Annotated in this window: 32 protein-coding genes; 8 read left to right on the top strand and 24 right to left on the bottom strand. The window is 57.2% G+C overall.

The genetic code is table 11. From position 1 onward, the window contains the following. Position 1 precedes the first annotated feature (1 nt). The 20 genes from ACRCWW_RS20295 to ACRCWW_RS20200 all read right to left on the bottom strand — a co-directional run bounded on the left by ACRCWW_RS20295 (position 2) and on the right by ACRCWW_RS20200 (position 16,976). Positions 2 to 1,231, bottom strand: a complete 1,230-nt coding sequence (locus ACRCWW_RS20295) for a beta-ketoacyl-ACP synthase (RefSeq protein ID WP_438684005.1) — start codon at positions 1,229 to 1,231, stop codon at positions 2 to 4. Beyond that, positions 1,228 to 1,959, bottom strand: coding sequence for a 3-ketoacyl-ACP reductase FabG2 (locus tag ACRCWW_RS20290; protein WP_438684004.1), 732 nt, complete (start codon positions 1,957 to 1,959; stop codon positions 1,228 to 1,230). The genes ACRCWW_RS20295 and ACRCWW_RS20290 overlap by 4 nt, the downstream gene beginning before the upstream one ends. Then, the gene (locus ACRCWW_RS20285) at positions 1,956 to 2,432 is read right to left on the bottom strand and encodes an ApeP family dehydratase (RefSeq protein WP_438684003.1); all 477 of its coding nucleotides are present in this window, start codon (positions 2,430 to 2,432) and stop codon (positions 1,956 to 1,958) included. The genes ACRCWW_RS20290 and ACRCWW_RS20285 overlap by 4 nt, the downstream gene beginning before the upstream one ends. Further along, positions 2,429 to 3,598, bottom strand: a complete 1,170-nt coding sequence (locus tag ACRCWW_RS20280) for a beta-ketoacyl-[acyl-carrier-protein] synthase family protein (protein WP_438684002.1) — start codon at positions 3,596 to 3,598, stop codon at positions 2,429 to 2,431. The genes ACRCWW_RS20285 and ACRCWW_RS20280 overlap by 4 nt, the downstream gene beginning before the upstream one ends. Before the next feature lies 1 nt (position 3,599). Beyond that, a complete protein-coding gene (locus ACRCWW_RS20275) occupies positions 3,600 to 4,181 on the bottom strand; it encodes a DUF3261 domain-containing protein (protein WP_438684001.1) in 582 nt (193 codons plus the stop codon). Then, positions 4,178 to 6,502, bottom strand: coding sequence for an MMPL family transporter (locus ACRCWW_RS20270; RefSeq protein WP_438684000.1), 2,325 nt, complete (start codon positions 6,500 to 6,502; stop codon positions 4,178 to 4,180). The genes ACRCWW_RS20275 and ACRCWW_RS20270 overlap by 4 nt, the downstream gene beginning before the upstream one ends. Then, a complete protein-coding gene (locus ACRCWW_RS20265) occupies positions 6,471 to 7,076 on the bottom strand; it encodes an outer membrane lipoprotein carrier protein LolA (protein ID WP_438683999.1) in 606 nt (201 codons plus the stop codon). Before ACRCWW_RS20265 ends, ACRCWW_RS20270 begins: the two co-directional genes overlap by 32 nt. Next, on the bottom strand, positions 7,073 to 7,495 hold the full coding sequence (locus tag ACRCWW_RS20260; protein WP_438683998.1) for an acyl-CoA thioesterase: 423 nt from the start codon (positions 7,493 to 7,495) through the stop codon (positions 7,073 to 7,075). The genes ACRCWW_RS20265 and ACRCWW_RS20260 overlap by 4 nt, the downstream gene beginning before the upstream one ends. 3 nt (positions 7,496 to 7,498) lie before the next feature. Beyond that, positions 7,499 to 9,178 carry a glycosyltransferase family 2 protein gene (locus ACRCWW_RS20255; protein ID WP_438683997.1) on the bottom strand — a complete coding sequence of 560 codons (1,680 nt, stop codon included), beginning with the start codon at positions 9,176 to 9,178 and terminating at the stop codon, positions 7,499 to 7,501. Further along, entirely contained in the window at positions 9,169 to 9,522 is a 354-nt protein-coding gene (locus ACRCWW_RS20250) for an ApeI family dehydratase (protein ID WP_438683996.1), read from the bottom strand. The genes ACRCWW_RS20255 and ACRCWW_RS20250 overlap by 10 nt, the downstream gene beginning before the upstream one ends. Beyond that, positions 9,519 to 10,874 carry an AMP-binding protein gene (locus ACRCWW_RS20245; RefSeq protein ID WP_438683995.1) on the bottom strand — a complete coding sequence of 452 codons (1,356 nt, stop codon included), beginning with the start codon at positions 10,872 to 10,874 and terminating at the stop codon, positions 9,519 to 9,521. The genes ACRCWW_RS20250 and ACRCWW_RS20245 overlap by 4 nt, the downstream gene beginning before the upstream one ends. Beyond that, complete coding sequence (locus ACRCWW_RS20240) at positions 10,871 to 11,452, bottom strand: hypothetical protein (protein WP_438683994.1); 582 nt, start codon at positions 11,450 to 11,452, stop codon at positions 10,871 to 10,873. Before ACRCWW_RS20240 ends, ACRCWW_RS20245 begins: the two co-directional genes overlap by 4 nt. A 5-nt stretch (positions 11,453 to 11,457) precedes the next feature. Then, positions 11,458 to 11,709, bottom strand: a complete 252-nt coding sequence (locus ACRCWW_RS20235) for an acyl carrier protein (RefSeq protein ID WP_438683993.1) — start codon at positions 11,707 to 11,709, stop codon at positions 11,458 to 11,460. A gap of 13 nt (positions 11,710 to 11,722) precedes the next feature. After that, positions 11,723 to 11,980 carry a phosphopantetheine-binding protein gene (locus ACRCWW_RS20230; protein ID WP_330984132.1) on the bottom strand — a complete coding sequence of 86 codons (258 nt, stop codon included), beginning with the start codon at positions 11,978 to 11,980 and terminating at the stop codon, positions 11,723 to 11,725. A 33-nt stretch (positions 11,981 to 12,013) separates the two neighbouring features. Continuing rightward, positions 12,014 to 12,799: a lysophospholipid acyltransferase family protein gene (locus tag ACRCWW_RS20225; RefSeq protein WP_438683992.1), complete on the bottom strand. Its 786-nt coding sequence runs from the start codon at positions 12,797 to 12,799 to the stop codon at positions 12,014 to 12,016. Continuing rightward, the gene (locus ACRCWW_RS20220; protein WP_438683991.1) at positions 12,796 to 13,518 is read right to left on the bottom strand and encodes a beta-ketoacyl synthase chain length factor; all 723 of its coding nucleotides are present in this window, start codon (positions 13,516 to 13,518) and stop codon (positions 12,796 to 12,798) included. The genes ACRCWW_RS20225 and ACRCWW_RS20220 overlap by 4 nt, the downstream gene beginning before the upstream one ends. A 212-nt stretch (positions 13,519 to 13,730) precedes the next feature. Further along, a complete protein-coding gene (locus ACRCWW_RS20215; RefSeq protein ID WP_438683990.1) occupies positions 13,731 to 14,123 on the bottom strand; it encodes a hypothetical protein in 393 nt (130 codons plus the stop codon). Positions 14,124 to 14,486: 363 nt separating this feature from the next. Continuing rightward, positions 14,487 to 15,536: an AI-2E family transporter gene (locus ACRCWW_RS20210; protein WP_438683989.1), complete on the bottom strand. Its 1,050-nt coding sequence runs from the start codon at positions 15,534 to 15,536 to the stop codon at positions 14,487 to 14,489. Positions 15,537 to 15,679: 143 nt separating this feature from the next. Then, positions 15,680 to 16,237, bottom strand: coding sequence for a DcrB family lipoprotein (locus ACRCWW_RS20205; protein WP_438683988.1), 558 nt, complete (start codon positions 16,235 to 16,237; stop codon positions 15,680 to 15,682). Positions 16,238 to 16,310: 73 nt separating this feature from the next. Continuing rightward, the gene (locus tag ACRCWW_RS20200) at positions 16,311 to 16,976 is read right to left on the bottom strand and encodes a 7-cyano-7-deazaguanine/7-aminomethyl-7-deazaguanine transporter (RefSeq protein ID WP_438683987.1); all 666 of its coding nucleotides are present in this window, start codon (positions 16,974 to 16,976) and stop codon (positions 16,311 to 16,313) included. 169 nt (positions 16,977 to 17,145) lie between these two features. Here ACRCWW_RS20200 and tusA point away from each other — a divergent pair, with 169 nt between their 5' ends. From tusA to ACRCWW_RS20180, 4 genes are all read left to right on the top strand, one after another. Continuing rightward, complete coding sequence (gene tusA, locus ACRCWW_RS20195; protein WP_438683986.1) at positions 17,146 to 17,391, top strand: sulfurtransferase TusA; 246 nt, start codon at positions 17,146 to 17,148, stop codon at positions 17,389 to 17,391. Positions 17,392 to 17,589: 198 nt separating this feature from the next. Beyond that, positions 17,590 to 17,784, top strand: coding sequence for a type II toxin-antitoxin system RelE/ParE family toxin (locus ACRCWW_RS20190; protein ID WP_438683985.1), 195 nt, complete (start codon positions 17,590 to 17,592; stop codon positions 17,782 to 17,784). Then, a complete protein-coding gene (locus ACRCWW_RS20185; protein WP_438683984.1) occupies positions 17,781 to 17,966 on the top strand; it encodes a type II toxin-antitoxin system RelE/ParE family toxin in 186 nt (61 codons plus the stop codon). The genes ACRCWW_RS20190 and ACRCWW_RS20185 overlap by 4 nt, the downstream gene beginning before the upstream one ends. A gap of 1 nt (position 17,967) precedes the next feature. Beyond that, positions 17,968 to 18,297, top strand: a complete 330-nt coding sequence (locus tag ACRCWW_RS20180; RefSeq protein ID WP_438683983.1) for a helix-turn-helix domain-containing protein — start codon at positions 17,968 to 17,970, stop codon at positions 18,295 to 18,297. A gap of 41 nt (positions 18,298 to 18,338) precedes the next feature. Here ACRCWW_RS20180 and zntA read toward each other — a convergent pair whose 3' ends face one another. Further along, on the bottom strand, positions 18,339 to 20,537 hold the full coding sequence (gene zntA, locus ACRCWW_RS20175) for a Zn(II)/Cd(II)/Pb(II) translocating P-type ATPase ZntA (protein WP_438683982.1): 2,199 nt from the start codon (positions 20,535 to 20,537) through the stop codon (positions 18,339 to 18,341). Between the two features lie 76 nt (positions 20,538 to 20,613). Continuing rightward, entirely contained in the window at positions 20,614 to 21,240 is a 627-nt protein-coding gene (locus ACRCWW_RS20170) for a lysoplasmalogenase (RefSeq protein WP_438683981.1), read from the bottom strand. A 123-nt stretch (positions 21,241 to 21,363) separates the two neighbouring features. Here ACRCWW_RS20170 and ACRCWW_RS20165 point away from each other — a divergent pair, with 123 nt between their 5' ends. Beyond that, positions 21,364 to 21,720 carry a DUF2500 domain-containing protein gene (locus ACRCWW_RS20165; protein ID WP_438683980.1) on the top strand — a complete coding sequence of 119 codons (357 nt, stop codon included), beginning with the start codon at positions 21,364 to 21,366 and terminating at the stop codon, positions 21,718 to 21,720. Positions 21,721 to 21,816: 96 nt separating this feature from the next. Here the strand turns inward: ACRCWW_RS20165 and ACRCWW_RS20160 are convergent, their stop codons facing one another. Next, complete coding sequence (locus ACRCWW_RS20160; protein WP_438683979.1) at positions 21,817 to 22,089, bottom strand: DUF1145 family protein; 273 nt, start codon at positions 22,087 to 22,089, stop codon at positions 21,817 to 21,819. Beyond that, positions 22,079 to 22,675 carry a 16S rRNA (guanine(966)-N(2))-methyltransferase gene (gene rsmD / locus ACRCWW_RS20155; protein ID WP_438683978.1) on the bottom strand — a complete coding sequence of 199 codons (597 nt, stop codon included), beginning with the start codon at positions 22,673 to 22,675 and terminating at the stop codon, positions 22,079 to 22,081. The genes ACRCWW_RS20160 and rsmD overlap by 11 nt, the downstream gene beginning before the upstream one ends. Before the next feature lie 146 nt (positions 22,676 to 22,821). Between rsmD and ftsY the strand changes: the two genes are divergently transcribed. Genes ftsY through ftsX form a run of 3 tightly spaced genes read left to right on the top strand, consistent with a single transcriptional unit; the run spans position 22,822 to position 26,034 of the window. Then, a complete protein-coding gene (gene ftsY / locus ACRCWW_RS20150; protein ID WP_438683977.1) occupies positions 22,822 to 24,315 on the top strand; it encodes a signal recognition particle-docking protein FtsY in 1,494 nt (497 codons plus the stop codon). A 2-nt stretch (positions 24,316 to 24,317) separates the two neighbouring features. Then, positions 24,318 to 24,983 (top strand): cell division ATP-binding protein FtsE, encoded by a 666-nt coding sequence (gene ftsE, locus ACRCWW_RS20145; protein WP_330984149.1) that lies wholly within the window; start codon positions 24,318 to 24,320, stop codon positions 24,981 to 24,983. Next, on the top strand, positions 24,976 to 26,034 hold the full coding sequence (ftsX, locus tag ACRCWW_RS20140) for a permease-like cell division protein FtsX (RefSeq protein ID WP_438683976.1): 1,059 nt from the start codon (positions 24,976 to 24,978) through the stop codon (positions 26,032 to 26,034). Before ftsE ends, ftsX begins: the two co-directional genes overlap by 8 nt. Positions 26,035 to 26,042: the final 8 nt, after the last annotated feature.

The following is a 26,042-nucleotide window of genomic DNA, read 5'->3' as shown; positions in this document are numbered from 1 at the left end:
GTTACTCCCAACGCTTAATGACAATCGAGGTGTTAATTCCGCCGAAGGCGAAGTTATTGCTCTGCAAGAATTCGCAGTCGATAGCCCGCGACTCTCCCATAATGTAGTCCAGATCGCCACATTGTTCGTCAGGCTGTTGCAGGTTAAGGGTCGGCGCAAACCACCCTTCGCGCATCATTTGCAGGCTCATCCAGGCTTCCAGCGCCCCGCACGCGCCGAGCGTATGGCCGAAATAACTTTTCAGCGAAGAGATAGGCGTCTGGTTGCCAAACACCGCCGCCGTCGCCTGGCTTTCCGCAATATCGCCACGATCGGTTGCCGTGCCGTGTGCTGAAATATAGCCGATGTCGGACGGCGCAAGGCCCGCCTGACGCAGCGATTGCTCCATACAAATCTGCATGGTTTCGCGCTGGGGTTGGGTGATATGCGCCGCATCGCAGTTGGTGGCAAAGCCGACGATTTCACCGTAGATTTTTGCCCCGCGCGCTTTGGCGTGTTCCAGCTCTTCCAGCACCAGCGTGCCGGCACCTTCGCCGATCACCAGTCCGTCGCGATTTACATCGAACGGTGATGGCGTGGCCGCTGGCGCATCGTTGCGCTGGCTGGTGGCGAACAGGGTATCAAATACCGCCGCTTCTGACGGGCAGAGTTCTTCCGCGCCGCCCGCAACCATCACGGTCTGATAGCCGTTACGAATGGCTTCGTACGCATAGCCAATGGCCTGGCTGCCAGACGTGCAGGCGCTGGAGGACGGGATCACGCGCCCGCGCAGGCCGAAGAACAGCCCGGTGTTCACTGCCGTCGTATGCGGCATCATCTGCACGTAAGTGGTGCCGGTGATGTTATTGGTGTGCTTCTCAGTCAGCATGGTGGCGAACTCGCTCACCGGGCCGGTACTGCCCGTGGAGGAACCATAGGCTATACCAGTTTCGCCGTTGGTCAGCACAGGGTTATCGATTAACCCAGCTTGTTCCAGCGCCAGCTCGCTGGCACGCGTCGACAGCAGAGACACGCGGCCCATCGCACGAATGCGTTTGCGGGTGTAGTGGGCTGGCAAAGTGAAGTCGTCAATCGGTGCGCCGAGCAGCGTGTGCAGGCCGTCGTAAACCTGCCACTCAGGCATTTTCCGCACCGCATTTTGATAATTCCGCAGGCGCGCAGAGACCGATTCCCAGTCTTCGCCGAAAGCGGTCACGCCGCCCATCCCGGTGATCACAACGCGACGGGTCATAGCATGCCTCCGTTAATGGAAATCACCTGACGGGTGACATAGCCCGCGATATCCGACATCAAATAGCTGGCAAGCCCGGCCACTTCTTCGGCCTGACCCATGCGTTTCATCGGGATAATGCTCATCGCTTCTTTCAGCGCGGCTTCTTCCATCGCAATCATGCCGGTGTCGATAAGCCCGGGCGCGATGCAGTTGACGGTGATTTTGCGCTTTGCCAGCTCAATCGCCAGCGCTTTGGTCGCGCCGATGATCCCCGCTTTTGCCGCGCTGTAGTTCACCTGGCCACGGTTGCCCATGACGCCGGAAACGGAGGAAAGGGTGATGATGCGACCGCCCTGACGTGCTGAAATCATCGGCATCACGCAAGGATGGATGACGTTGTAGAAGCTGTCGAGGTTGGTGTGGATGACGCTGTCCCAGTCGTCTTCGCTCAGCGCCGGGAAGGCGCCATCGCGGGTGATGCCAGCGTTGCTGACCACGCCGTACCACGCGCCGTGCTGTTCTATATCCGTTTCAAGCACCTCGCGGCATTGCTCGCGGTTGCCAACATCAAACTGCAACAGACGTCCCGCGCCGCCCGCGCTTTCAATGGCGGACAAGGTGTCCTGTGCGCCTTGCGCATCGCTGTGAAAATGCACGCCGACGGTAAATCCGTCAGCGGCCAGTTTGAGCGCAATCGCGCGCCCAATGCCTTTACTGGCCCCGGTAACCAGGACTGAACGACTCATGATGACGCTCCCTGTTGAAAAAGCGTGGTTAATTCTTCTTGTGATGGCTGGAAAGTGTTCACTCGCCCGGAGGCAAGCTTCTCGCCGCAGACATTGATAACGCAGTCAAAGCTGCCGAAGCGCTCATCCTGCATCAGCAAGGTGACGGTGATGTCCAGCAGACTGTCGGCCTCAAATTCGCCCGTGGTGCATTTCAGTTCGCGTGCACCGAGAACCATGCCGAGAGAGATTTGCGCTTCGCCGCGCTGCATACGATGCCAGCCAGACCAGACGCCAACGGTTTGTGCCATCAGCTCCAGGGCATACCAGCCGGGCAGGTTGCCATTGGCATCGATAAACGGCGCTAACACGCCGCTCCGGTTGACCGTCACCCGGCAAATGGCCTGTTCGTCGGTCACGCTCTCAACGCTTTCAAGCAGCAGCATCGGCGCGTCGTGGGGCAGGTAATGACCCGGTGCTAAATAGTGGCTCATACCGTTCTCCCCAACAGAATGCTGGCGTTGTTGCCGCCAAAGGCGAAAGAATTGGACAAAATAGTCGGGCGCGTCAGCGGCTGTGGCGAAGTGATAATCCCGCAGGCTGGCAGCGATAAGTCGGCTGGCGAGGCGCTAAAATCCTGCGCGGGCAGCGGCAGGTCGCGCTCTAAAATCAGCATACACAGCGCTGCTTCGGTGATCCCCGCCGCGCCCAGAGTGTGGCCCGTCAGATGCTTGGTCGAACTGCAAGGCACGCTTTCGCCAAACAGGGCGTGAACCACCTTCGATTCCACCTGATCGTTCAGCGGCGTGGCGGTGCCGTGCAGGTTGATATAGCCAATCTCCTGCGGCTGCAATCCGGCGTCATTTAACGCCTGCTGGATCGCGCGGATAGCGCCTTCGCCTTCAGGATGCGGCGCAGAAATGTGGTGCGCATCGCTGGATTCGCCCACGCCGAGCAGCGCGACAGGCTGCGGTTCGCGAGTCAGCAGCATCAGCGCCGCACCTTCACCAATGGTGATGCCGCAGCGGTCACGGCCAAAGGGCTGGCAGAGCGTGGTCGATAGCGATTCTAAGCTATTGAAGCCGTTCACCGGCATGCGGCTCAGCGTATCGGCCCCGCCGACAATCGCCACGTCCACGAGATCCGCTTCAATCAAACGGCGGCCGCTGATGATGGCGCGCGCGCTGGAAGAGCAGGCGGTGGAGAGCGTGTACGCCGGGCCTTCAAGCTTCAGCCAGTTGCGCAGGAAGCGCGACGGATCGCCCAGTTCCTGCTGGGGATAGCGCCACGCAGTGCTCTCTTTGCCGTTCAGCTTCAGCCTGACGTGTGTGTCGCCTTCATCAAGCCCTGAGGTGCTGGTGCCTAAAATCACCGCCACGCGGTCGCGACCAAAGCGGGCGATGGCGGCATCGACCTGCGGCTGGATCTGCTCGAGGGCAACCAGCAGCAGCTGGTTATTGCGGGAACGATGGCTGGCAAATTCCTCTGGAATGTCTGGCAACTCGCCGTCCACGCCGCCTAATACGGCGCTCACCTCACCCTGAAGCCAGCCGTCGTGCGAGCGCATTCCGGGTGCGACGCCTGCGGTTAAACTGGCGGCGATCTCATCCGGGGTTCGGCCCAGCGCGTTAATCATGCCTGCGGCAGCAATGTAGATCATCTCAGTCGCCCAGATAGTGGATGGTGATGTGGTAGTTGAAGACGTGCTGCTCGATGCTGATCGGCTCGCGTTTGCCCTTACGCTGGAGGTAAGTGATTTCCGTCACCAGTTTGCCGTTCGCATTACGAAGTTCACGTTTATCACCGTCATCTTTCAGCGTCCAGCCTTTCGGCAACTGCGGCGTCCAGGCGCTTACAGGCCAGTGGCTCAGCATCACGTCAGCCAGTACCTGGCTTGCTGGTGGCAGTTGTGGCACCACAATGGATTGTTCGGTGTGAATCCCTTGCTCATCATAGGTGAGGAGGAACAGGCGAATGCCGACAGAAGAAAGACCTGCCAGCGTCAGCTTTTTGTCATCGGCGTTAAGCATCACCAGCAGCGACTGCGTCTTGCCGTTGAACGTGCCGGTCAGCAGTTGCTGTGAACTGACCGCAGGCGTGATCCCCGGCGCAGGCAGCGTGACCTGAGTACCCGGCTGAAGCCAGGCCTGAGGACGATCGTTTTCATCACCGGAAGAGTGGCTACAGCCTGTCAGGATCAGCACGGCAGCCAGTGCGGCGCAGCGCCAGAAGGTGCGTATCATCGTTTTTCTCTCTCTTTTTTGCCCGGCATCGCCAGCGGCGACAGCAGGAAGGCGGTGAAAATGCCGCTCACCAGCACAATGCCAAAACTGCTGATCGCCTGAGTGGCGCTGAATACCAGCATGCCCAGCGTTAACAGCGTGGTCATCATCGCCAGCCCGATAGCCAGCATGGAGGTGAGCGGCGTCCCGCGCGGGTTACTGAAAAACAGGGTGTAGTTGATGCCGATCCCCAGAACCAGCACCAGCGCCAGCAGGGAAAACAGGTTCACCGAATGGCCGCTGAACGACAGCACGGCCAGCCCGCAGCTCAGAGACAACGCCGATGGCACAAGGCTAATCAGCCCTTTGCGCCAGCCAAGACGCAGTATCGCGCCCACGGCGATAATCACCAGAGCGACGCCAAGCAGCACCGTCAAAATGGTGCGATAAAGTGAGAACAGCGCGTCGAAAGAGGCTTTGCGATCGTTCCACGCCACGCCCGTTGCGTTATCGGTCAGCTTTTGCAGCCCAGCGCTATCTTTCACGCCATCAACCGGTACCAGCACGCCGCTCTTGCCATCGGGCAGCGTTATCCACAGCAGTCGCCAGCCTTCGCTGGCCGGGCTTTTCAGCCACTCATCCACGCTAACCGGCATGGGGGTGAGATCGGGCGTGACGGTCTGCAACCCGGCTGTTTGCAGCGCATTGACCACGCCTGGCGCAGCCTGCTTGAGTAGCTGTAAATCCTGCTGCTGGCGCTTCAGTGAATTGAGCGGCAGTGTGCGGTATTGCGCGAACAAGCCTTGATGCTGCGCTTGTTTAAGCTGCGGCGTGAAGGCTTCGAGGCGTTCCAGCGTTTGTTGCGCCGTGTCGCCGTAGACCACAAACCACTTCTGATCGACGCTCTGCCCGGTCAGGCTGGTGATCTGCTTTTCCTGCGCCAGCAGGTGTTGCGGCAAAGCCTGAAGCTGCGAGATATCGTCATTCACGTGTAGCTTTGACAAGCCGACAAGAGAAAACAGCGCCAGCGCGACAGGCAAACCGACAGACAGTTTTTTGTTGCGACGCCAGGCCGCCAGCCAGCGCAGCATTAGCGTCATCAGCGGCACCGGGCGAACGGGCAAACCACGGCACAGCCACGGATGCCAGAAAATCACGGTCAGGCAAGAAGCGCTTAATCCAACGGCCGCGAACACCGCCATCTGGCGGATGCCCGGGAACGGCGCGAGCATCATGATCAGATAAGCCGCCACGGTGGTCAGCAGCGCTAACAGCAGCGCGTTACGTACTTTTATCAGGCTTTCCCAGGGGTATGACATCTCCCCGTGAACCATGCGCTCAGTCAGATAATAGAGCGTGTAGTCGGCGGAGATGCCGATGATGCTCATGCTCATCACCAGCGTCATCAGGTGCAGCTCGCCAAACACCAGCAGCGTGACGACCGTTCCGGCCATCGCCCCGATGCCAATGGAAATCAGGCACAGCAGCAACGGGCGAAGGGAGCGGAACACCAGCACAATCAGCAGGATCACGCCGAGCACAGTGGCAACGCCGAGCGTCGACACGTCATGTTTTGCCTGTTGGCTGGCGTAATCGCTGTAGAACACTGTGCCGCGTGAAAGCAGCTTTGCCTGCGGGTACTGCGTTTTAAGGCTTGTTTCCAGCGCGCTCAGTTTGCCGACCAGCGCATGGGTTTGCTGCATATCGAACGAAGAACCGTTCAGTTCGCCGTGCAGTAAGTACCAGTAGTTGCCTGCGCTGTCCTGCGCGACCAGCCAGCCGTCCATCAGGCGCATCTTCTGCCCGTTTTGCGCCAGCGCCAGCTGCGAGCCGCGCATCAGCATCAGCGGATCGTTATTCAGCTCTTTCCCGCTGACGCCAGAAAATGCGGAATAGAGCTGAGACAAAATCCACTGAGCCTGCGCTTCACCGCCTTGTTGCAGGCGGGCGCGGGTCGTCGGGTCAATCAGGCCATTGCGGTGTCTGAAGAAAAATTCTCCCCACGCCTGTTGGCTGTTGGCATCCATCGCGCCCTTCACTTCCCGAAGCTGACCTGACTGCGCCAACAGCGTTTGCCAGCGCTGCGCGACAGCCGGATTGGCCGTTTTCCCGGGGCTGACAAGCCACACCACCTGCTGGTCGAGGCGTTGCATAAAGCCGTCGCTCAGGGCGGGGGGGATCGCGCCCATGCTCTGCGCGGGCAGCATCGCCAGCACGCTGCTGTTCAGGCGTGCGCGCGGTAACAGCAGCGCCAGGGCCGCAATCAGGATCAGGCACAGCGCCAGCCAGCCAAAGGCCGCGCGGCGGGCGTTATTGGGCGGCAAAGCGCGTGCGTTCGTCATCGGTCAGGGTGGCGGGTGTCAGGCGTTGATTTGAAAGGGTGATATCGGTGCGATCGCCCTGTTTATCGTTAAGCTGGATGGTTTCCAGATATGTTTTTCCCCCCAGATCGATAGAGGTGAAAATCTTGTCCAGCGGCGTGGTGATTGGCGTGAGCTTCAGCGTCCAGCGATCGCTGCCCTGGTCTTTAAAATCGATGCGGAAGTTTTGCTCCAGTACCTTGCGGTCAGCCTGAAACAGCGCGCGCAGCAGGTGATTAAACTGGAACATCTGCGGGTTGTTGTCGGCTGTAATGGTCTGCGGCGGCTGACCGTTAACGATCTGCACCATTCGCGAGTCGTCGAGCATCATGCTCATCGGGAACGGTGAGGTCTGATCCCACAGCAGGCCGGTATCACGGGCAATCAGCATTTCACCCTGCGAGCGCAGCGGCTGCGGCATCTCTTTGATGGTGCGGGTCTGGTCGAAGTGAGCGCGGACTATTGGCTGTTCGGTGAAGCGCTGCTGAAGTTCGTCCAGCGTCACGGCGTGCACCAGCGGTACCAGCAGCAGAGCGACTAATGGCCACAGTTTCATGCTGAGACTCCCATGCGTTCAAACAGAACCGGCGGGCTGACGAAGCACAGCTCTTTGGTTTTCTCTTCGACGGCCACCTGAATGGTGTAGCCGGTGGTGGTGCGTTTGCCGGTCGCGGCGTCGAAAATTTCGTAGCCGATACGCAGCCGGTTTTCATACTCTTCCAGCTTTGCGCGCACGCGGATGGTTTGCTCGAAGGTCACCACGTCGCGGTATTTCACGCGGGTGTCGACCACCGGCCAGACGTAACCGGACTCTTTCATCTGGCGGTAGCCGTAATCGAACTGGTTGAGCAGCGCCTCGCGGGCAATTTCAAAGTAGCGGAAGTAGTTGCCGTGCCAGACAACGCCCATCATATCGACGTCGTGAAACGGGACGGTGATGTCAACTTCGGTGGTAAAGCGGGGATCGTTCAGCACCCGTTACTCCTTATCCGTAGCATCCGGCAGCTGCCAGAAATCAAAAAAGTTAAACCAGTCGAGCGGCGACAGCAACGCGTAATGCTCCAGGCGTTGGGCGTAACGGTCGACGGCGTTTTGCAGCGCCTGCTGGCGTTCACCGCGCGGCAGCACCAGCGGGTCGGCGAACGGCTCGCAGTGAACCTGTAGCTTGCCCTGCTGCTTGAGGGCGAAAATCATCAGCACCGGGCATTTCAGCACCGAGGCCAGAATAAACGGGCCTTGCGGGAAGGGCGCGGGTGTTCCTAAGAAGTTGCTCCAGATAACCCGCCAGTCACCGCCACGCTGCGGGTTCACCGCAATGCGATCGCCGACGATCGCCACCCATTCACCCTGATCGAGCTTCTCTTTTAGCAGCATTGCGGTGTCGGGGCCGACGTCGGTGACGGAGATCAGGTTGATCCCCGATTGCGGGGCGTTCTCTTCCATCACCTGCTTAAAACGTTGAGCGTTTTCATTGAACACCAGCGCGTTAATGGTGCGGGTCGAGAGCGCCCGACAAGCTTCCACATCCCCCAGATGCGAGGCCAGCAGCAGCTTGCCCTGCGGGGCCGACATGTCTAACGCAACCTGCGCGCCCGGTGCGAACACAATGTCACGCCCAGGTTTCAGTTCCCCTCGCCAGCTGGCGATTTTGTCGAGGATCGCATGGCCGAAGCGCATGAAGTGATGGAAGCTGTTGAAGCGGGCTGGCTGCGGGAGTTGACGGGCATCCAGCTCGTGTTTGGCTTTCGAAATCCACTGCTGAGAGGCGCGGCGTGGAACGCTTGCGGTCAGCCAGAACACGGCGATGACCGGCCACAGCAGCAGCGAAAAGGCCCCGCGACCAAAGGTTTTCCACACCCAAATCATCAGCCGCATGCCCCACAGCCCTTTGGCTTCCGGCTGACGCGCCCAGTGCTGTGTGCGACGGCGGAACAGCAGAGAAGGGATGCGCGGCAACATGCCGAAGAACAGGCGGGTATGCATCCACGAAATACGCACGTTGTCCTTCAGGGCGTCAAAGTGCGATAAACCATCTTCAGGGTAAGTGACGCGCGTGGGCACGAAATAGCTGGTGTTGCCCTGCCAGTACAAACGCACCATCACTTCGGTGTCGAAATCCATGCGTTTGCCAAGCGTGACGCGGCTTGCCAGCCTCAGCGTCGGAGCCACCGGGTAAACACGGAAGCCGCACATGCTGTCCTGAAGCTGCAAGGAAAGCGTTTCAATCCAGACCCACACGTGGGTAACGTAACGCCCATAAAGGCGCGAACGTGGAACAGAATCATCGTAAACAGGCTTGCCTGAAATCAGCGCTTCCGGGTGCTTTTCCGCCATCGTCAGCAGGCGCGGGATATCTTCAATCGCATGCTGACCATCGGCGTCCACCTGCACGGCATGGCTGAAACCTGCTCGTTGGGCTTCTTCCAGCCCGCGGATCACCGCCGCGCCTTTGCCTGCGTTTTCGGTCAGGCGCACCAGCGTCACGTTGTGATGGTCTGCCGCCAGCGCTTCGAGCACCTCGCGAGTGGCGGTGTTGCTACCGTCATCGACCACAATGCACGGCATCTTAAAGGCTGAGAGACGCGCAAGCACGGCCGCCATCATCGCGCCATGGTTGTAGCAAGGGATCAGGATGCAGGGCGTAAACGTTACTGACATAACCGAATCTTTCCGCTGCTGGCGGTGTGGCGTAATTCGCCCTCATGACGCTGGAAGCTGAAGCTGAGAAGCTGCTTTTCAGCCAGCCAGGAGAGCGTCAGCGTGACGGTGGTTTCCGGCAGCAGCGGCGCCTGGAATTTCACGTTCTGAATGCTGTGAAAGCGAAAGCCTGGAGCCAGCAGGGTAGTGGCGTAGTGCATCACCCAGTCGAGCTGCGCCACGCCGGGAAGCAGCGGCTGGACGTCAAAATGCCCCTGGAACCAGAACAAATCCGGATCGAGATGCAGAACAACCGCCAGCTCCTGAGGCTGTGCCTGATGGCGTTCAATTTCACGAGGTTTCACGAAAATAGCTCCTGCAATTGCGCATAGATCCGCTTGTTCAGGGTGTTGACGGGGATCTCATCGATAACTCGCCAGTAGCGAGGCACCGCGACAGATTCCAGCACCGGCATCAGCGCACGTCGCCACGCCTGTTCCTGCGCTTTTCCGCCGCTCTCCCGCCACTGCTGACGCGCCTGCTCTGTGAGCACCAGCGCCACGCCAATGCCCTGACGACCCCCGCGGGAAACGGGTACCGCGGCGGCATCGACAATGCCTTCCAGCGCCATCAGACGGCGTTCAATTTCGCTCAGCGAGACGCGTTTTTCTTCAATTTTGACGATGCGACCGCGTCGCCCGACGAGGCGAAAACCGTCGTCGACCAGCTCGAGCTGATCGTCGAGCAACATGCCTTCCGGGTCGTTAAGCAGAGGCGATAACAGCCGCCACTCTTCCCCTTCCGCGCGCAGCGTCACTTCGGGGAAAAGCTGCCAGGAGGTGCTGTTATCCACGCGCTGTCGCCAGGCCATAATGCCGGTTTCGGTGCTGCCGTAAATTTCGTCCAGCCAGACCTTCAGCCAGCTTTGGGTCTCTTTGACCTCTTTCCACGGCAGTATGCCGCCTGCGGACAGGATCATCTCTACCGGCGGCGGGGTGAGCTTTGCGTCCAGGCGTTTCAGGAACGCCGGGCTGCTGATAAAGATATAGCGGTGCTGAGGCGCGAGCGCACTCAGCTGCTCAGCGTAATACAGCATCGAGGCATGCAGCGGCATTCCGCAGGCCATCGGCAGGAATATGCGGAACGTCAGGCCATACAGATGCTGCGGCACAACGGAGGCCACCACGCGGCAACCTTCCAGCCGTGGGCCAAAGCGGGTATGCAGCATGCGGGCTTCTTCATCCAGCAGCGCGACGGGTTTGATTATCTGCTTCGGCTGTCCGGTGGAGCCTGAGGTAAACAGTTCCACGTAGCTGTCTGCCGCAATCGGCGGCAGGGGGATGTCGCTGTGCGTGGGTGGCGCGGGTGTGGCGGTCACTGCAAGGTGCGGCCCTTCCCACTGGAGCGTCGTTTCGCTCATCACGCCATCGAACAACTCCTGTTGTTCAGTGAGCAATGACGCACGGCAATGCCCCGGGATCACCGGAACTTTGCCCGCATGCAGCGAGGCCAGCAGCGCCACGATAAACAGGTAGCTGTCTTCGAAGCACAGCGCCCAGCGTTCGCCGGGCTGAGCCTGCAACGCCTGCACCTGAACGCTAACGTCGCGACGTAACTCGCCGAGCGTCCAGTGGCGATCGCCGAGCCAGGCAACGACCGTGTCGTCAGGCCGCCGCGCGGGGTTCAGCCACTGTGCCAGCGGAAGGGGGTAGTTCATGGTTGTTCTCTTTTCATCAAGCGCCTGCGAACCAGCCATTCAGCGGCCATCAGGGTTCCCATCAGCAGGTAGGCAATGACGCCGTTCCATGCCGTCCACAGCTTCATGTCGCCATGCAGCGCGGTGAAGAGGGCGATTGATCCATTGACGATAAAAAACAGGCACCAGACACGGGTGACCTGACGGGTATAGCGCACTCCGGCGGGCGGCAGTTCGGGTTCACGCAGGCGCGCCAGACGCTCGACCAGCGGCATGGTGCTCCACAGCGAGCCGCCAAACACCGCCAGCATCACCAGATTGACCACAACCGGATAAAACAGCAGCAGCTGGTGAGCCTTCAGTAAGGCACTGGCGGCACACAGAGCAATGCCCGCGAGGGCCACGACCTGCAACACGCCACGCATCGGCCCGGCTTGTCTCCGCACCTGAAAAAGGCGCAATAACAGCAGCAGCGCCATGGTCGGCAGCAGCCAGTGCAGCCCGTTGTGCGCCAGACCAAAGCCAACCAGCAAGGGCCAGGCAAGCACAATGGCACCTGTCGCCAGCCGCATCAGCGGTAGCGAGCGTGAGCCGCGCATGCTCGTTATTCGTCGTGCAGCAGACGGCTTACGGCATCCACCACATCCTGAACGGTGCGGACCGATTTGAATTCGTCAGGCTTAATTTTCTTGCCGGTTTTTTTCTGCAGATGGACGACCATATCGACGGCGTCGATGCTGTCCAGCTCCAGATCTTCATACAGGCGGGCTTCAGGTTTGATGTCCTGAAGGTCGATTTCAAACAGCTTGTGCAGAAGGTCAGCGACTTCCTGATAAATGGTTTCTTGTTCAGTCATAACGGACTCGTCTTCAGGCGCGCTGAGCGCTGATAAAGGACGCCAGTGTGGCAACGGAATAGAAATGCTGACGCATCTCTTCGCTTTCTGCGGAAAGCACCACGCCATACTGATTTTTCACCGCGAGCCCAAGCTCGAGCGCATCAATGGAATCCAGGCCTAAGCCATCGCCAAAGAGAGGGGCATCGGTGTCGATATCATCCGCTGACAATTCATCAAGATTCAGGGTCTGAATAATGAGATTTTTGAGTTCAAGATAAAGGGCTTGCATCATTAATTCCTGCCAAAGAAGGTGCTTTCCCGGTCATGTTTCCGGGTCTGTCTTTTGCAATTGAGACAAAAACAGTCGGTTGAGCTGGCGTGCGGCCAGGGCCGGTTCTTGTAAGTTTGCATCATAAAAGTCAGTGATGGCGAGACGCTCGCAAACATTCACATCAAATATGGGTTTTACCGGTGGCACATCATACCACTGGCTTTGTTTATCCAGCATACGTTGGCTACAGCGAATCGTCACAATTCGGATATCGCTTGTGCAGCGTACGGCAATATTGGCGGCGCCGCGTTGCAGCGTCATCGGTTCCCCCACGCGCGTGCGGGTGCCTTCCGGGAAAATCAAAATGGTCTCGCCTCGCGCCAGACGCTCTTCGCAGGCGGGGAGCAGGCTGTCGGCTTCGCTGTTAATCAGGTAGTTAGCGCTGCGGATAACCCCGCTCATAAACGGGTTTCGCAGCAGCCCGCTTTTCACCATGCAGTCGGTTTCGGGCATCACTGAGGCAATCAGTACGTAATCGAGCAGCGAAGGGTGGTTGGCAATCACCAGACAACCGCGCTCTTTTTGCAGGATCTCTGCGCCGTGAAAACGGTAATCCAGCACGCCCATCACTTTGGTTATCCACAGGAAAAAGCGAAAGCTGGCTGAGATGCTGCGACGGGCAATACGGCGACGGCGCGTCGGATTACGCACCGCTATCAGCAGGATGTTAAACCAGATAAGCGAAAGCAGCAGACCGCCAAGGCCGAACAGCGAAAAGCAAAATCCGGTGGCGAAGATGCGCCAGACGCGATTGAACGGTGAACTGACCGCCTTCATGCGCGGCTCCAGCACCACTGGGCGACTTCGCCGCCGACGGTAAACTCACTGTCCTGATTCAAATAATGACGCAGGAACGTCAGGCTTTGCGGCAATCCGGTTTCTGCCTCATCGCCACCGGCTCGCGTGGTGCAGCAGAGCTGGTTTCCGGCTTCAAACACGAAGGCGGCCGCATAGGCCCACGTTGGGGTATTGGCCTGCAGGTTCTGGTGATAAAACGCAGGCACTGCGCCGTCAAAATCAACCATTAATACCCGTTTGTAGCCCGCCTGAAGCAGGCTGACGACTTCCAGCAGCCCCTGCTGGAAGGTGTCTTTTCCGGCTGAAAGAGAAGAGGAAACAATCGGTTGCTGGGCGACGATCGTCAGATTGCCGACGGCGGAATTGTGCACCGACAGGGCGAAATCCGTTGGGGAAACCGGCTGCTGTTTTGCCAGCGCTTCCAGAATGCGGTAGTTGCGCTCAAGCTCACCGTGGCGGCTGGTGTAGAGCACGGCATCAATGGTGTGCTGTTGCAGCATCGACAGGCCACATTCCACCGCCAGCTTGCTGCCAGAGCTAAGACGACGAGCCGTCATCATCGGCAACGCGGTCAGTTTGCCTTGCGGGGCGGCTGAGTCTATCCCGGCTGCGCCAGGTGCCCAGTCGAGCCAGTGAGTCGGGTCGCTTAAGCCAGGCGCGCGGGCCTGCCAGTCGGTTAGGGTTAATGAGTATTTCATCGGTGCGGGCCTGAGCTATCAGTACGTTAACTAAAGTGATGCCACTTATTATTGGTGTATTCATGCGGCATATTGTTCTTCGCGCGTACATCCTACAATGTTATTGATGCGTAAGCGATCAGAGATAAGGCAGAGTGGTCTTAAACTCGCAAATGGCTTCGGTCGGGGGATGAATATCGAACCTGCAAGGCCCGATATTCATCTTATCAGGATTACAATTGTGCGCCGGTAGAGAGATAAAGCTGAATATCTTTATCCAGGTTATGCACCCAGCGATTGTAGTTGCGGTGGATTTGCCCGCCTGATGCCATCAGATTGATGCTGCTGTCATATTTGATGAGGTAGCTGTTGGCAGAATACTGCACGATAATATTGGCAGTATGGTCGCGAGCCTGCTGGCGACCTTTAATTACCCCTGGACCGGCATCGGTCATAATCCACTGGCGGTTCAGGCCAGCTTTTAAAATAGCGGTGCGAACCTGAGCTTCAGTATGGCCTGTGGCAACCGGGCTCTGTACGGTGTCAATCGGCTCCGTGCGGGAAACGCAGCCAGCCATCACGCCGACCATCAGTGCGGCAGCGAACCATTTCATTAACTTTTTCATCAATAACTCCATTCCAAACCTGAATCGATGTGTTATTAAACCCGGCATTATCCAAACCTTTTATCAACGGCCGGTGGAAATTTACCCATTGCCTATAATTGGCGATTTTCTCGTTATTTTAGGGTTAATAAAGCCTTTTTTTATTAAGCCCCGGTTGCCAATGATAGTGGGTTGTAAAATGATATGTGAGTGTGTGCGACGCTGCAACAAAAACGGCTGTTAATATCTTGCTAATACACGGATGAATACTCATTACGTAAAATGTAAATTTTATAAAGGTGGATTTTAGTTAGGGGGTTATTTATTTCTGAATTAACAGAAAACAAAACTACCTGAACAGGTAGTTTTGTTTCTCTCCGCAGGCTATCCAGGAAGCCGGCTCTTGGGTCGCCCTGGCCCCAGTAAAATGGCCAGCTTGCTGCCGCCTTTGGTGGTTTCCATCCAGATCTTGCAGACGCTGGTGAGCGGGACGGACAGCAGCATGCCGACCGGGCCCAGCAGCCATCCCCAAACAAGCAATGACAGGAACACCACCAGGGTCGACATCCCCAGCCGGTGGCCCATCATTCGTGGCTCGACGATGTTGCCCAGCACCATGTGTACCGCCAAAAACAGCGCGCCGACCAGCAGGCATTCGTACCAGCCGTTAAACAAGAAAGCCTGAATCATCGGCGGAATGGCTGAAATCACCGAGCCGATGTTGGGCACGTAGTTCAGCAGGAAGGCCAGCACGCCCCACATCAGCGCAAACTGCACGCCAAGCAGCACCAGACCAAGCCAGACGATCACGCCCGTCCACAGGCTTATCAGCGTTTTCAGCGCCAGATAATGCGAGACGCCTTTCAGCGCGCGGTGCAAACCGGCGATATGGATCTGCGGATTTACCAGCGCGAAACGCAATTTGTAAGGCACATGCCGTACTTCAAACAGCATAAACACCACGGTCATCACCAGCAGGATAATGCTCGCCATCGCCCCGGAAAGCCCGGCCATCATGGTGGTGGCGAAGGTCATCATTTTGTCGGAATCAATACGCTGCAACATGCGCTCCGGCGACATGTGCATATGAAGAAACGGCAACGAATCCTGCAGGGCGAGCAGCTTGTGGGTCAGCTCCTTATTGTACTTCGGCAGCATGGCGATAAATTCATTGCTCGACGCCGCCAGCACGCCAAACAGGGCGGTGAGCACGCACAGCATCACGAACACCACTATGCTAATGGCGAGAGGGCGCTTCATGCCGCGACGGATAAACCAGGTGACCAGAGGGTTGAGAACAATGGCGAAAAAGAGTGCCAGTAAGAGCTGAACAATAATGTCGGCGGCGGCGTGGATCCCGGCGAGGATAATGACCAGTGAGGCCAGTTTTAACAAAATATGCAGGCCCGCTTTATCAGCGGCAGATGTATTCATGGTGCTTTCCTTATGAGCTATCGGCATTAAGTGTAGTGCGTTGCTGCGGGGTAACTATCCGAAAGCGAAAGCGGGGGAAGGGCGATGAAGCAAAAAAAAGCCCCCGGTCGTGAAACCGGGGGCCTTGTCGTCAGCAGACTGCGTTAGTTGATGACGATGGTATTGATGATGTTTTCCGCTGCGGTCTGCGCTTTCTGCTGATCGTCAGCAGGCAGGGTGATTTGCAGCGTCAGCAGTTTGTTGTCCACTTTACCCAGCACAACGGAAGAGTAAGCGGTCTGGCCTTTGGCAGAAATAATGCTGTCGAGCTGCTGCAGGGTGTGGCCTTTCAGCTCGATGGATTTGTTGGTGACAACCTGCAACTGCGGATCGCGGCCGCGCTGCTGTTCTTCCAGACGCTGAGCCAGCACACCCAAATCTTCATTGGTGTTGTCGCCGACAATCACAATCACCGCTTTCTGGCCCGTGGCGTCAGAATAAACGTGCATGTTGTTGGCCTGAGTGCCCAGTTTGCCGCTCTGGTCGGTCATATCGGCCGGCAGGGAGAAACTGAGTTTGCCATCCAGCAGGCTGACGGGCTGAGCCGCTGCATTGCTTTCAGCGGATGCGCCCTGTGCTGGGGCTTTGCTGTCGCTGTTATCACAGGCGGCAAGACCCATCACCAGCAGGCCAATACCGACATATTTCACCAAATTGCGCATTGACATCTTCCTTTCGATAAACGGCCATTAATGGCACATCCGGCTATCTTATCACAACCTGTGTAATGAACTCTTAACCGTGCTGAAAAGCCCGGATTTCAGACTTATCTGCGAGTTTTTTCAACAGCATATTGAGCAACACGCCGTACATCGGCAGGAAGAAGACGATGCTGATAAGCACCTTAAAGCTGTAATCGACCAGCGCGATTTCCTGCCAGTGCGTCGCCATAAACGGGTCGGTGCTGCGCCAGAAAGCGATGAAGAAGAAGGCGACGGTGTCGCTGATGTTGCCGAACAGCGTGGACGCAGTGGGTGCCAGCCACCAGTGGCGGCTTTGGCGCAGGCGGTTGAACACGCCAACGTCGAGGATTTGCCCCAGCGCATAGGCCATAAAGCTTGCTGCCGCGATTCGTGCCACGAACAGGTTAAAGCTGCCCAGTGCAGCAAAACCTTGCCACTCGCCCATATAAAACAGCGAAGAGATGACATACGAAATCAGCAGGGCAGGCACCATCACCGTGAAAATAATCTTGCGGGCAAGCGGCGCGCCAAAGATACGCACGGTCAGATCGGTAGCAAGGAAGATAAAGGGAAAACTAAACGCGCCCCAGGTGGTGTGAAAACCAAAAATGGAGACCGGCAGTTGAACCAGATAGTTACTGGAGGTGATCACCAGCAAATGAAAAAGCGAAAGCCAGAACAACGCTTTTACGCGCTGCGTTTGAGAAAACTGCGTCATATTGTGACCTTTTTAGTGGTTGGGGTGAGGGAACCCAATAAAAACCGCCGCATGATACTGCGTTCTGTGCGCTTTGCAATGGCTAATTTTCACGCAACCGTTAACCTGCCTTGCGTCACAAAACGGTGGCGGTAAACTAGGGCGGTTTTTTTGACGAACTGAGTAAACCATGAGCGATCTTTTTTCTGCGGCCGACCACACTTTGGATGCACAAGGCCTGCGTTGCCCTGAGCCGGTTATGATGGTCCGCAAAACCGTACGCACCATGCCGGTAGGCGAAACCCTTCTGATTATTGCCGACGACCCGGCCACCACCCGCGATATCCCGGGTTTCTGTCGTTTCATGGAGCACGAGCTGATTGCTCAGCAAACCGACAGTCTGCCTTATCAGTATTTGATTCGTAAGGGTCACTGATCGGACTGAGCTGGCTTCCTTTCTGGAAGCCAGCTCGTGAATTTGCAAAGAATCCCCCTTTCCCAACACCCGTCGGCTTTCTTCCTTTCAGCGCTTCGTTCAGAGTCGTAAACGTGCATTTGCCTACAAACTCTGCGGTAATATTTACGGGCATAGTAATTATTACTATAGTAACCTTTACTACAACAAGGACGTGTTGTGGCTCTGTATCTCACAAAAAAATTCGAACGTTTGTCTCGCAAAATGAGGCTCGATCCTGACGAATTAAAAATCGGTGCTCAGGAAGTTCTGGCAGGTCAGTACGAAGCTAATCTGGGCAGTGGCGTCATCAAGAAGCGCATAGCGCAAGGTCAGGGGAAAAGCGGCGGAGCCAGGGTGATCCTCTTTTTTTGAAAAAGGATTCCCATCTCTTTTTTTATGACTGCTGGTCAAAGTCTGATGTTGCGGGAAAAGGGGCAAAAGAGATTGAAGATGACGAACTCGAAGCCTACAAACTGATGGCCCGACGCTATCTCAGTTGGCGTGAAGATCAGCTCAATACGCTGATACAGATGGGTTTGCTCAAAGAGGTATGACATGCGCGATAAATTAAAAGAAATGCTCGAAGAGGCTCAGGAACTCAATGCGCTGGGACTGATGCCTGATGCAGAGGTTCAGCAAATTCAGACCCTGGCGCAAATGCGGGCTTTGAACAAAAGCATCGCAGCGCTGAAAGAGATGAGCGGGGATGAAATCCGGGCCATGCGCACGCGCCTCGGGATGTCACAATCTATTTTGGCTCACGCGATGGGGATGTCGAAGGAGAGCGTCTCCAAGTGGGAACGAAATGAAGTTAAACCTGCGGGTCCGGCACTGCGGATTCTTAACCTGCTGGATAGTAAAGGCTTGGGTATTTTAGTCGGTTAAGGTGAAGCAGAGCAGGAGAAGACCTCCTGCCCTAAGGGTATTTATTTCCGCCGTAACAACCGCAAAGCATTCGCCGTCACTAACACTGTAGCGCCTGTGTCCGCCAGCACGGCCAGCCACAGGCCGGTCATGCCGAGTAGTGTGGTGACGAGGAAAATCCCTTTCAGCCCTAACGCGATGGCGATGTTCTGCCGGATGTTGGCGTGCGTGGCGCGGGCGAGGGCTATCATCTGCGCCAGGCCGGTCAGGCGGTTACCTGTCAGGGCGGCATCGGCGGTTTCCAGCGCCACGTCAGTGCCGCTGCCCATCGCAATGCCGATGGTGGCGGCTTTCATGGCTGGTGCGTCGTTGATGCCGTCGCCGACCATGGCCAGGGGTTCACTGGCGTTTAGCTTACTGACTTCCTTCACTTTGTCTTCCGGCAACAAGCCCGCCCGATAGTCCAGACTCAATTCTTTAGCGATAGCTGCGGCGGCTCGCGGGTTATCGCCTGTCAGGATCACGCCTTGTACGCCAAGCTCATGCAGGGCCGCAACGGCTTCCCGGGCGTCTTCTCGCAAGGTATCGCGCAGGGCGATAATCCCCAGCAGCGCTTCGTTGCGTACAACCAGCACCACCGTTTGGCCGACGCTTTCTAGTTGCTGGATTTGCTCTTCGAAACCAGCCGCTTTGAACTTTCCTGCGGCGCAAATCAGCACGCGCTGGCCTTCCACTTCAGCCTCAATGCCTGAGCCAGCCAATGCTCGCTGATGCCTGGCTTCCGCTAACGTCAAACCGCGAGCCTGCGCTTCGGTCACTATGGCCTGCGCCAGTGGATGGCTTGACCCTTGTTCAACTGCGGCTGCGAGGGCGAGCAATGCATCCTCATCAACAGAACCTGTCGCCACAATCGACGTCACTTTCGGCTTGCCGACGGTGAGGGTGCCCGTTTTATCAAAGGCAACCTGGCGGACTCGTCCCAGTTGTTCAAGTGCCGCGCCGCCTTTAATCAACGCGCCCCGACGGGCTGCCGCCGCCAGACCGGAGGTGATCGCTGCTGGCGTAGAAATCACCAGCGCACAAGGGCAACCAATCAGCAGCAGCGTCAGGCCTTTGTAGATCCACGGCAACCATTCGGCTGCAAAGAACAGAGGTGGGACAACGGCGACGAGCAGGGCGACAAGCATGATCGCCGGGGTATAAATTCGGCTGAAGCGGTCGATGAAGCGTTCAATCGGGGCGCGGCGTTCGTCGGCTTCTTCAATCAGGCGCAGGATGCGGTCGATGGCGCTGTCACCGGGCTCAGAGACAACGGTCAACTGCACCAGGCGGTCAACGCTTGTCGCGCCAGCCGCGACTTTTTCGCCTGCGTTACGCTCCACGGGAATGGATTCACCGGTCAACGCGCTTTCATCAAAGCTGGCGAAAGGTGAAATCAGCGTGCCGTCGGCTGGCAAGCGCCCGCCTGCGGCAACTTCAATCACATCTCCAGGGCGCAAATCACGCTGGGCGACAGTCTCTCGCTCGCCGTTACGCAAGCGAACGGCCGTTTCAGGTTTGAGGGCCATCAACGCGCTGACGCCTTTACGCGCGCGGCTGGCGGCCCAGCCTTCAAGCCGTTCACCAATCAGAAACAGCAGCAGCACCATGGCAGCTTCAGCGGTTGCCCCGATAAACAGCGCGCCGAGGGCGGCAACGCTCATCAGGGTTTCAATGGCGAACCCGCTGCCGCTGCGCACTAAGCGTAACGCCTGACGGGCAATCGGGAACAGCCCGACCAGCGTGGTCACGATAAACGCCAGCTGTCCGGCCGGGTGATTGAGGTGCTCCAGCCCCCAGCTGATCGCCATCATCACGATAAGCGCTATCAGCGGCAGATTTTCCCGCCAGGCTGGCGTTGCCGCTTCCTGTGGAGCATCTTCGCTTTGCAGGCTGTAGCCGAGCGCACTGACTGCTTTTTCAATTTGCGGACGCACGTCGGCGCTGGCTGTGACCACCAGTTTCTCGGTGGCAAACATCACCTGGACGTGATTGACGCCAGCAACCTGACGGGCGGCATTTTCGACTTTTCGCGCGCACGCGGCGCAGTCCATACCGCTGACATTCCAGCTAAAGCGGTTTCCGGTTGTGTCTTCCGGCTGTGCAGTATTTTCAGCGCAGCCCGCGTCGCAGCAGCAGGTTTCTTTCTCTGCCGCCGCTGGTGCGAAGCGCAGAGCGGAAAATTGCGGGACGTTTTTGTGGTCAGATTCTGGTGTCGCCATGGCACCCTCCGGCTAATGATAATTTTCTCATTAACCGAAGGATACACTCTGGAGTCGACTCCAGAGTCAAGGGCTTTTACAGATACAGCGCGCGGACAATCAGGAAGTGCCCGGCGAAGTAGCAGGCGGACGCCAGGGCACTGTCGCCACGGAAGCGGCGGCGGTAGTGACTGCCCAGCCAGACGATATTGCTGATAAGCAGCAGCGTTGCGCCCAGGAAGCCGGACAGTGCGGTATCGACAGGGCGGAAGAACCACAGTTCACCCGCCAGCCACACCATCACCAGCGTCATGGCGATGAAAGTGCAAACGGGAAGGCGCAGCTCTTCAAGGCGCGACCAGATAACGGCAATCAACACCGCGCCAATCACCAGCAGCACCAACGGCAGTGGCCAAAAGAACGACAGCGTCATCTGGCTGGCAAACCAGATGGTATAGAGCAGATGAGAAAGGAAAAAAGCGCCGATGGCATACAGCAGCCGTTCACGCGAAAGCAGCGTGAGCGCATCCCCAATCAGCGAAGCACAAAGGCCCGCGAGCACCAGATAGCTGATGGCGTTGAACATCGGCGCTTGCCAGGCAAGCAACAGGAGTAATATCAGGGTGACAGGTTTGAACACCCAGCGTTGCCAGACGGGCCCACGATAAGATGCATCCACATACAACCAGCCGGACAAACAGACTGCGATGAAAGACCAAAGCATAGTAAATCCTTGTATTGTCTAATAAGCACTCTCCGGTTTCAGTGTAGTGGTGCGGGCAGGCAGATGGCAATGGCGGTGAAGGCAAGGTATCCTGATTTCCGCCAAATCTGATGGGACATTCCAATGAGTAAGATGCCGCTCTTTTTTGTGGTTGTGGTGGCGATTATCGTGATTGCAGCCTCGTTTCGCTTCGTGCAGCAGCGCCGTGAAAAGATGGATAACCAGGCCGCACCCTTGCTGCAAAAGCAGGTGGTGGTCAGCAATAAGCGTGAGAAAGTCATTAATGACCGCCGTTCCCGGCAGCAAATTGTGGCCCCTGCGGGCAGTGATATGCGCTATGAGGTGAGCTTCAGGCCGCAAACGGGCGGGCTGGAAGTGACCTTCCGTGTGGAAGAAAAAGAGTATCACCAGATAACCGTCGGCGATAAAGGCACCCTGAGTTACAAGGGTTCGCAGTTCGTTGAGTTTAAAGCGGAATAACGTTGCCGGGCGGCACGTTCGTTTGCCCGGCCTACGGGTTTTGTAGGCCGGGTAAGCGCCAGCGCCACCCGGCAATCCGCCACCCGGCATCGCCCATCACTTCTTCTTCGGCGTTAACTTCTTCTGCCAGGCGATCAGTTCAAACACCCCAAACAGGAAGATGCGAATCTGCTCGCCGCGCGTCATCTGCGGGCCTTCTTTTGGCATCGTGGATTTCAGCAGCGCCATCTGCATGCCGTGCATCAGCACCATAAAAATCAGCGCCACGTTGACGAAAATGTTCAGTGGGCGCGGGAAAGGGTGTACCAGATTCAGTACCAGAAAGGCCCAGACGCAAAGCATCAGCAGGCGGCCCAGATTAAGCAGCATTGTTTTCTCCTTGTGCTTCACGATGATAAAGACGATAAGCCACCTGACCGGCCACTTTCTCGCGGTGTAAGTCCCAGTGCGCGGGCACGGGGGGCAGGCCATTTTCTACTTCGCTTTCGACGTAAATCAGCGCGTCGTCGGCCAGCCAGCCGTTTTTTTCCAGCAGACTCAGCGTTTCTTCCAGCAAGCCTTTACGGAACGGGGGATCGATAAACACCACGTCATGCGGCGTGCCAGGCTGGGCGAGGAAGGTTAACGTGTTAGTGTTAACCACCTGCGCATGGCTGGCTTTCAGCGTGGCGAGGTTTTTTTGTAACTGTTGCGCGACGTGACGCTCCATCTCCAGCAGGGTGGTGCTTCCGGCATAACGGGATAGCGCTTCAAGCCCTAAAGCGCCGCTGCCAGCGAAACAATCCAGGCAACGTGCGTCGACCATATGCGGGGCAAGCCAGTTAAAGAGCGTTTCACGTACGCGGTCTGTGGTTGGGCGCAGGCCAGGGCTGTCGGGCACCGGGAGCTTACGGCCCCGCCATTGCCCGCCTATAATGCGGATCTGGCCGCTGCCGTTGTGGTTTGGTTTTTTCATAGCGTTCTTCAGCTCAGTGCTGGATTACTCTTCCAGGCGGTGATGCGCGTTAAGTAAAGTGATAGACTATTTCATCATTTTTTTAGCTTCCATGTACATAGCGGTGACGCGGTGCCGGGAGTCAACAGCGAAGAGTGTGGTCGCCGATGGCAAAAAACAAAAAGAAAGGCTTTTTCTCCTGGCTGGGTTTTGGTCAGAAAGAGCAGGAACAGCCGCAGCAGGAAGCCGAACAGCAACTGACAGACGTTGAGCAAACGCCCGTCGAGCCTGTTGTTGAAGAGGTAGCGGAGCAGATTGCTGAGCCTGAAGCAGACACGTCCGCACACAGCATCGAAGAGAGTAAAGCGTTCGCCGATGACGTAGTCGACGTGACCGAAGATGTCATCGAAAGCGAAAAACCGCAGCCCGTAATCGAGCCGGAACCTGTCGCTGAAATTCCAGCACCGGTTGAAGAGCCTGTCGTTATCGACGAGCCGAAGGCAGAAGTGGAACACGAAGCGCTGCCGCTGCCGGAAGAGATCGTCGAAGAAGAACCTGTCGCCGTCATTGAAGAAGAAGTCGTGGCGGCGCATCAGCCTGTGGCTGAAGAAGAGATTGTCGAAGCAGACGAACTGACCGACGAAGAGCTGGAAGCCCAGGCGCTGGCGGCTGAGAGCGCTGTCGATGCGCCAGAAGAAGAGGCTGTGGAAGCGCCACTTCAGGAGCAAGAAAAACCGACGAAAGAAGGTTTCTTCGCGCGTCTCAAACGCAGTCTTCTGAAAACCAAAGAAAATCTCGGTTCCGGATTTATCAGCCTGTTCCGCGGCAAGAAAATTGATGATGATCTGTTTGAAGAGCTGGAAGAACAGCTGCTGATTGCCGACGTCGGCGTGGAAACTACGCGTAAAATCATCGCTAATCTGACCGAAGGCGCGAGCCGTAAGCAATTGCGTGATGCCGAAGCCCTTTACGGTCTGCTGAAAGATGAGATGAGCGAAATCCTCGCAAAAGTGGACGAGCCGCTTAATATTGAAGGCAAAACCCCGTTTGTTATCCTGATGGTTGGCGTCAACGGGGTGGGTAAAACCACGACCATCGGGAAGCTGGCACGTCAGTTTGAGCAGCAGGGCAAATCCGTGATGCTGGCGGCGGGGGATACCTTCCGTGCGGCAGCCGTTGAACAGCTTCAGGTTTGGGGCCAGCGCAACGACATTCCGGTGATTGCTCAGCACACCGGCGCAGATTCCGCTTCCGTGATTTTCGATGCGATTCAGGCCGCGAAAGCGCGCAACGTGGATGTGCTGATTGCCGATACCGCAGGGCGTTTGCAGAACAAATCGCACCTGATGGAAGAGCTGAAGAAAATCGTCCGCGTGATGAAAAAACTGGACGAAGACGCGCCGCACGAAATCATGCTGACGATTGATGCCAGCACCGGGCAGAACGCCATCAGCCAGGCGAAGCTGTTCCATGAAGCCGTTGGGCTGACCGGCATTACCTTGACTAAACTGGACGGGACCGCCAAGGGTGGCGTTATCTTCTCGGTGGCCGATCAGTTCGGCATTCCGATCCGCTACATTGGCGTCGGCGAACGTATCGAAGACTTGCGTCCCTTCAAATCGGACGATTTTATTGAGGCACTTTTTGCCCGAGAGGATTAACAATGATTCGCTTTGAACAAGTCAGCAAAGCCTATCTCGGTGGGAGACAAGCGCTGCAGGGGATTAACTTCCAGCTGCAGCCGGGCGAGATGGCCTTTCTGACCGGCCATTCCGGGGCGGGGAAAAGTACCCTGCTGAAGCTTATCTGCGGTATCGAGCGTCCAAGCACCGGGAAAATCTGGTTCAGCGGGCATGACATCAGCCGCCTGAAAAACCGTGAAGTGCCGTTTCTGCGTCGTCAGATTGGCATGATTTTCCAGGATCACCACCTGCTGATGGACCGGACCGTTTACGATAACGTCGCTATCCCGCTGATCATCGCGGGCGCCAGCGGGGATGACATCCGTCGTCGCGTGTCGGCGGCGCTGGATAAGGTCGGGCTGCTCGACAAAGCGAAAAACCTCCCCATTCAACTCTCCGGCGGTGAACAGCAGCGTGTGGGTATCGCCCGTGCGGTGGTCAACAAACCGGCAGTGCTGCTAGCGGATGAACCGACCGGTAACCTCGACGAAGCGCTTTCGGAAGGCATCCTGCGCCTGTTTGAAGAGTTCAACCGAGTTGGCGTGACGGTGCTGATGGCGACGCACGATCTGGGGCTTATCTCCAGCCGTTCGTACCGCATGCTGACCCTCAGCGACGGGCATTTGCACGGAGGCTACGGTGAATAAACGCGAAGCGATGAATCAGATTCGCCAGTTCGGCAACCGTTTTGATCGGCTGCGTAACCCGGCGAGCGGCGGCGCTAACAACGGCAGCAATGCGCCGAAACGCGCAAAATCCTCGCCGAAGCCGAACTCCCGCAAAACCAACGTGTTCAACGAACAGGTGCGTTATGCCTTCCACGGCGCGTTGCAGGACTTAAAAAGTAAACCGATTGCGACGTTCCTGACGGTGATGGTGATCGCCATTTCCCTGACGCTGCCTAGCGTGTGCTACATGGTTTACAAGAACGTGAATACTGCGGCGTCGCAGTACTATCCGTCGCCGCAAATCACGGTCTATCTGGAAAAAACGCTTGATGATGATGCCGCCGCGAAAGTGGTGGGGCAGCTTCAGGCCGAGCAGGGCGTGGATAAGGTCAATTATCTGTCACGTGACGAAGCGCTGGGCGAATTCCGCAACTGGTCCGGCTTTGGCGGTGCGCTCGATATGCTGGAAGAAAACCCGCTGCCAGCTGTAGCGGTGGTCATTCCCAAGCTGGATTTCCAGGGAACGGATTCGCTCAACAGCCTGCGTGACCGGGTATCGCGCATTCAGGGCGTGGATGAGGTGCGTATGGACGACAGCTGGTTCGCGCGCCTCTCTTCTATTACCGGGCTGGTGGGCCGCGTATCGGCGATGATCGGTGTGTTGATGGTCGCTGCGGTGTTCCTCGTTATCGGCAACAGCGTGCGTCTGAGTATCTTCGCCCGTCGTGACACCATTAATGTGCAGAAACTGATTGGTGCGACAGATGGTTTCATCCTGCGCCCGTTCCTGTATGGCGGGGCTTTATTAGGCTTCTCAGGGGCATTTCTGTCGCTGATCCTGTCTGAAATACTGGTGCTGCGTTTGTCTTCGGCGGTGACGGAAGTCGCGAAGGTGTTTGGTACTCAGTTTGAACTCAGTGGCTTAGGGCTGGATGAGTGCCTGCTGATGCTGATTGTCTGCTCAATGATTGGCTGGGTAGCCGCGTGGCTGGCGACCGTTCAACATTTACGCCACTTTACGCCAGAGTAATAAATTTC

It is taken from the genome of Scandinavium sp., from assembly GCF_051650185.1.
Taxonomy (GTDB): domain Bacteria; phylum Pseudomonadota; class Gammaproteobacteria; order Enterobacterales; family Enterobacteriaceae; genus Scandinavium.
This window is presented reverse-complemented; position numbering and strand designations above follow the sequence as displayed.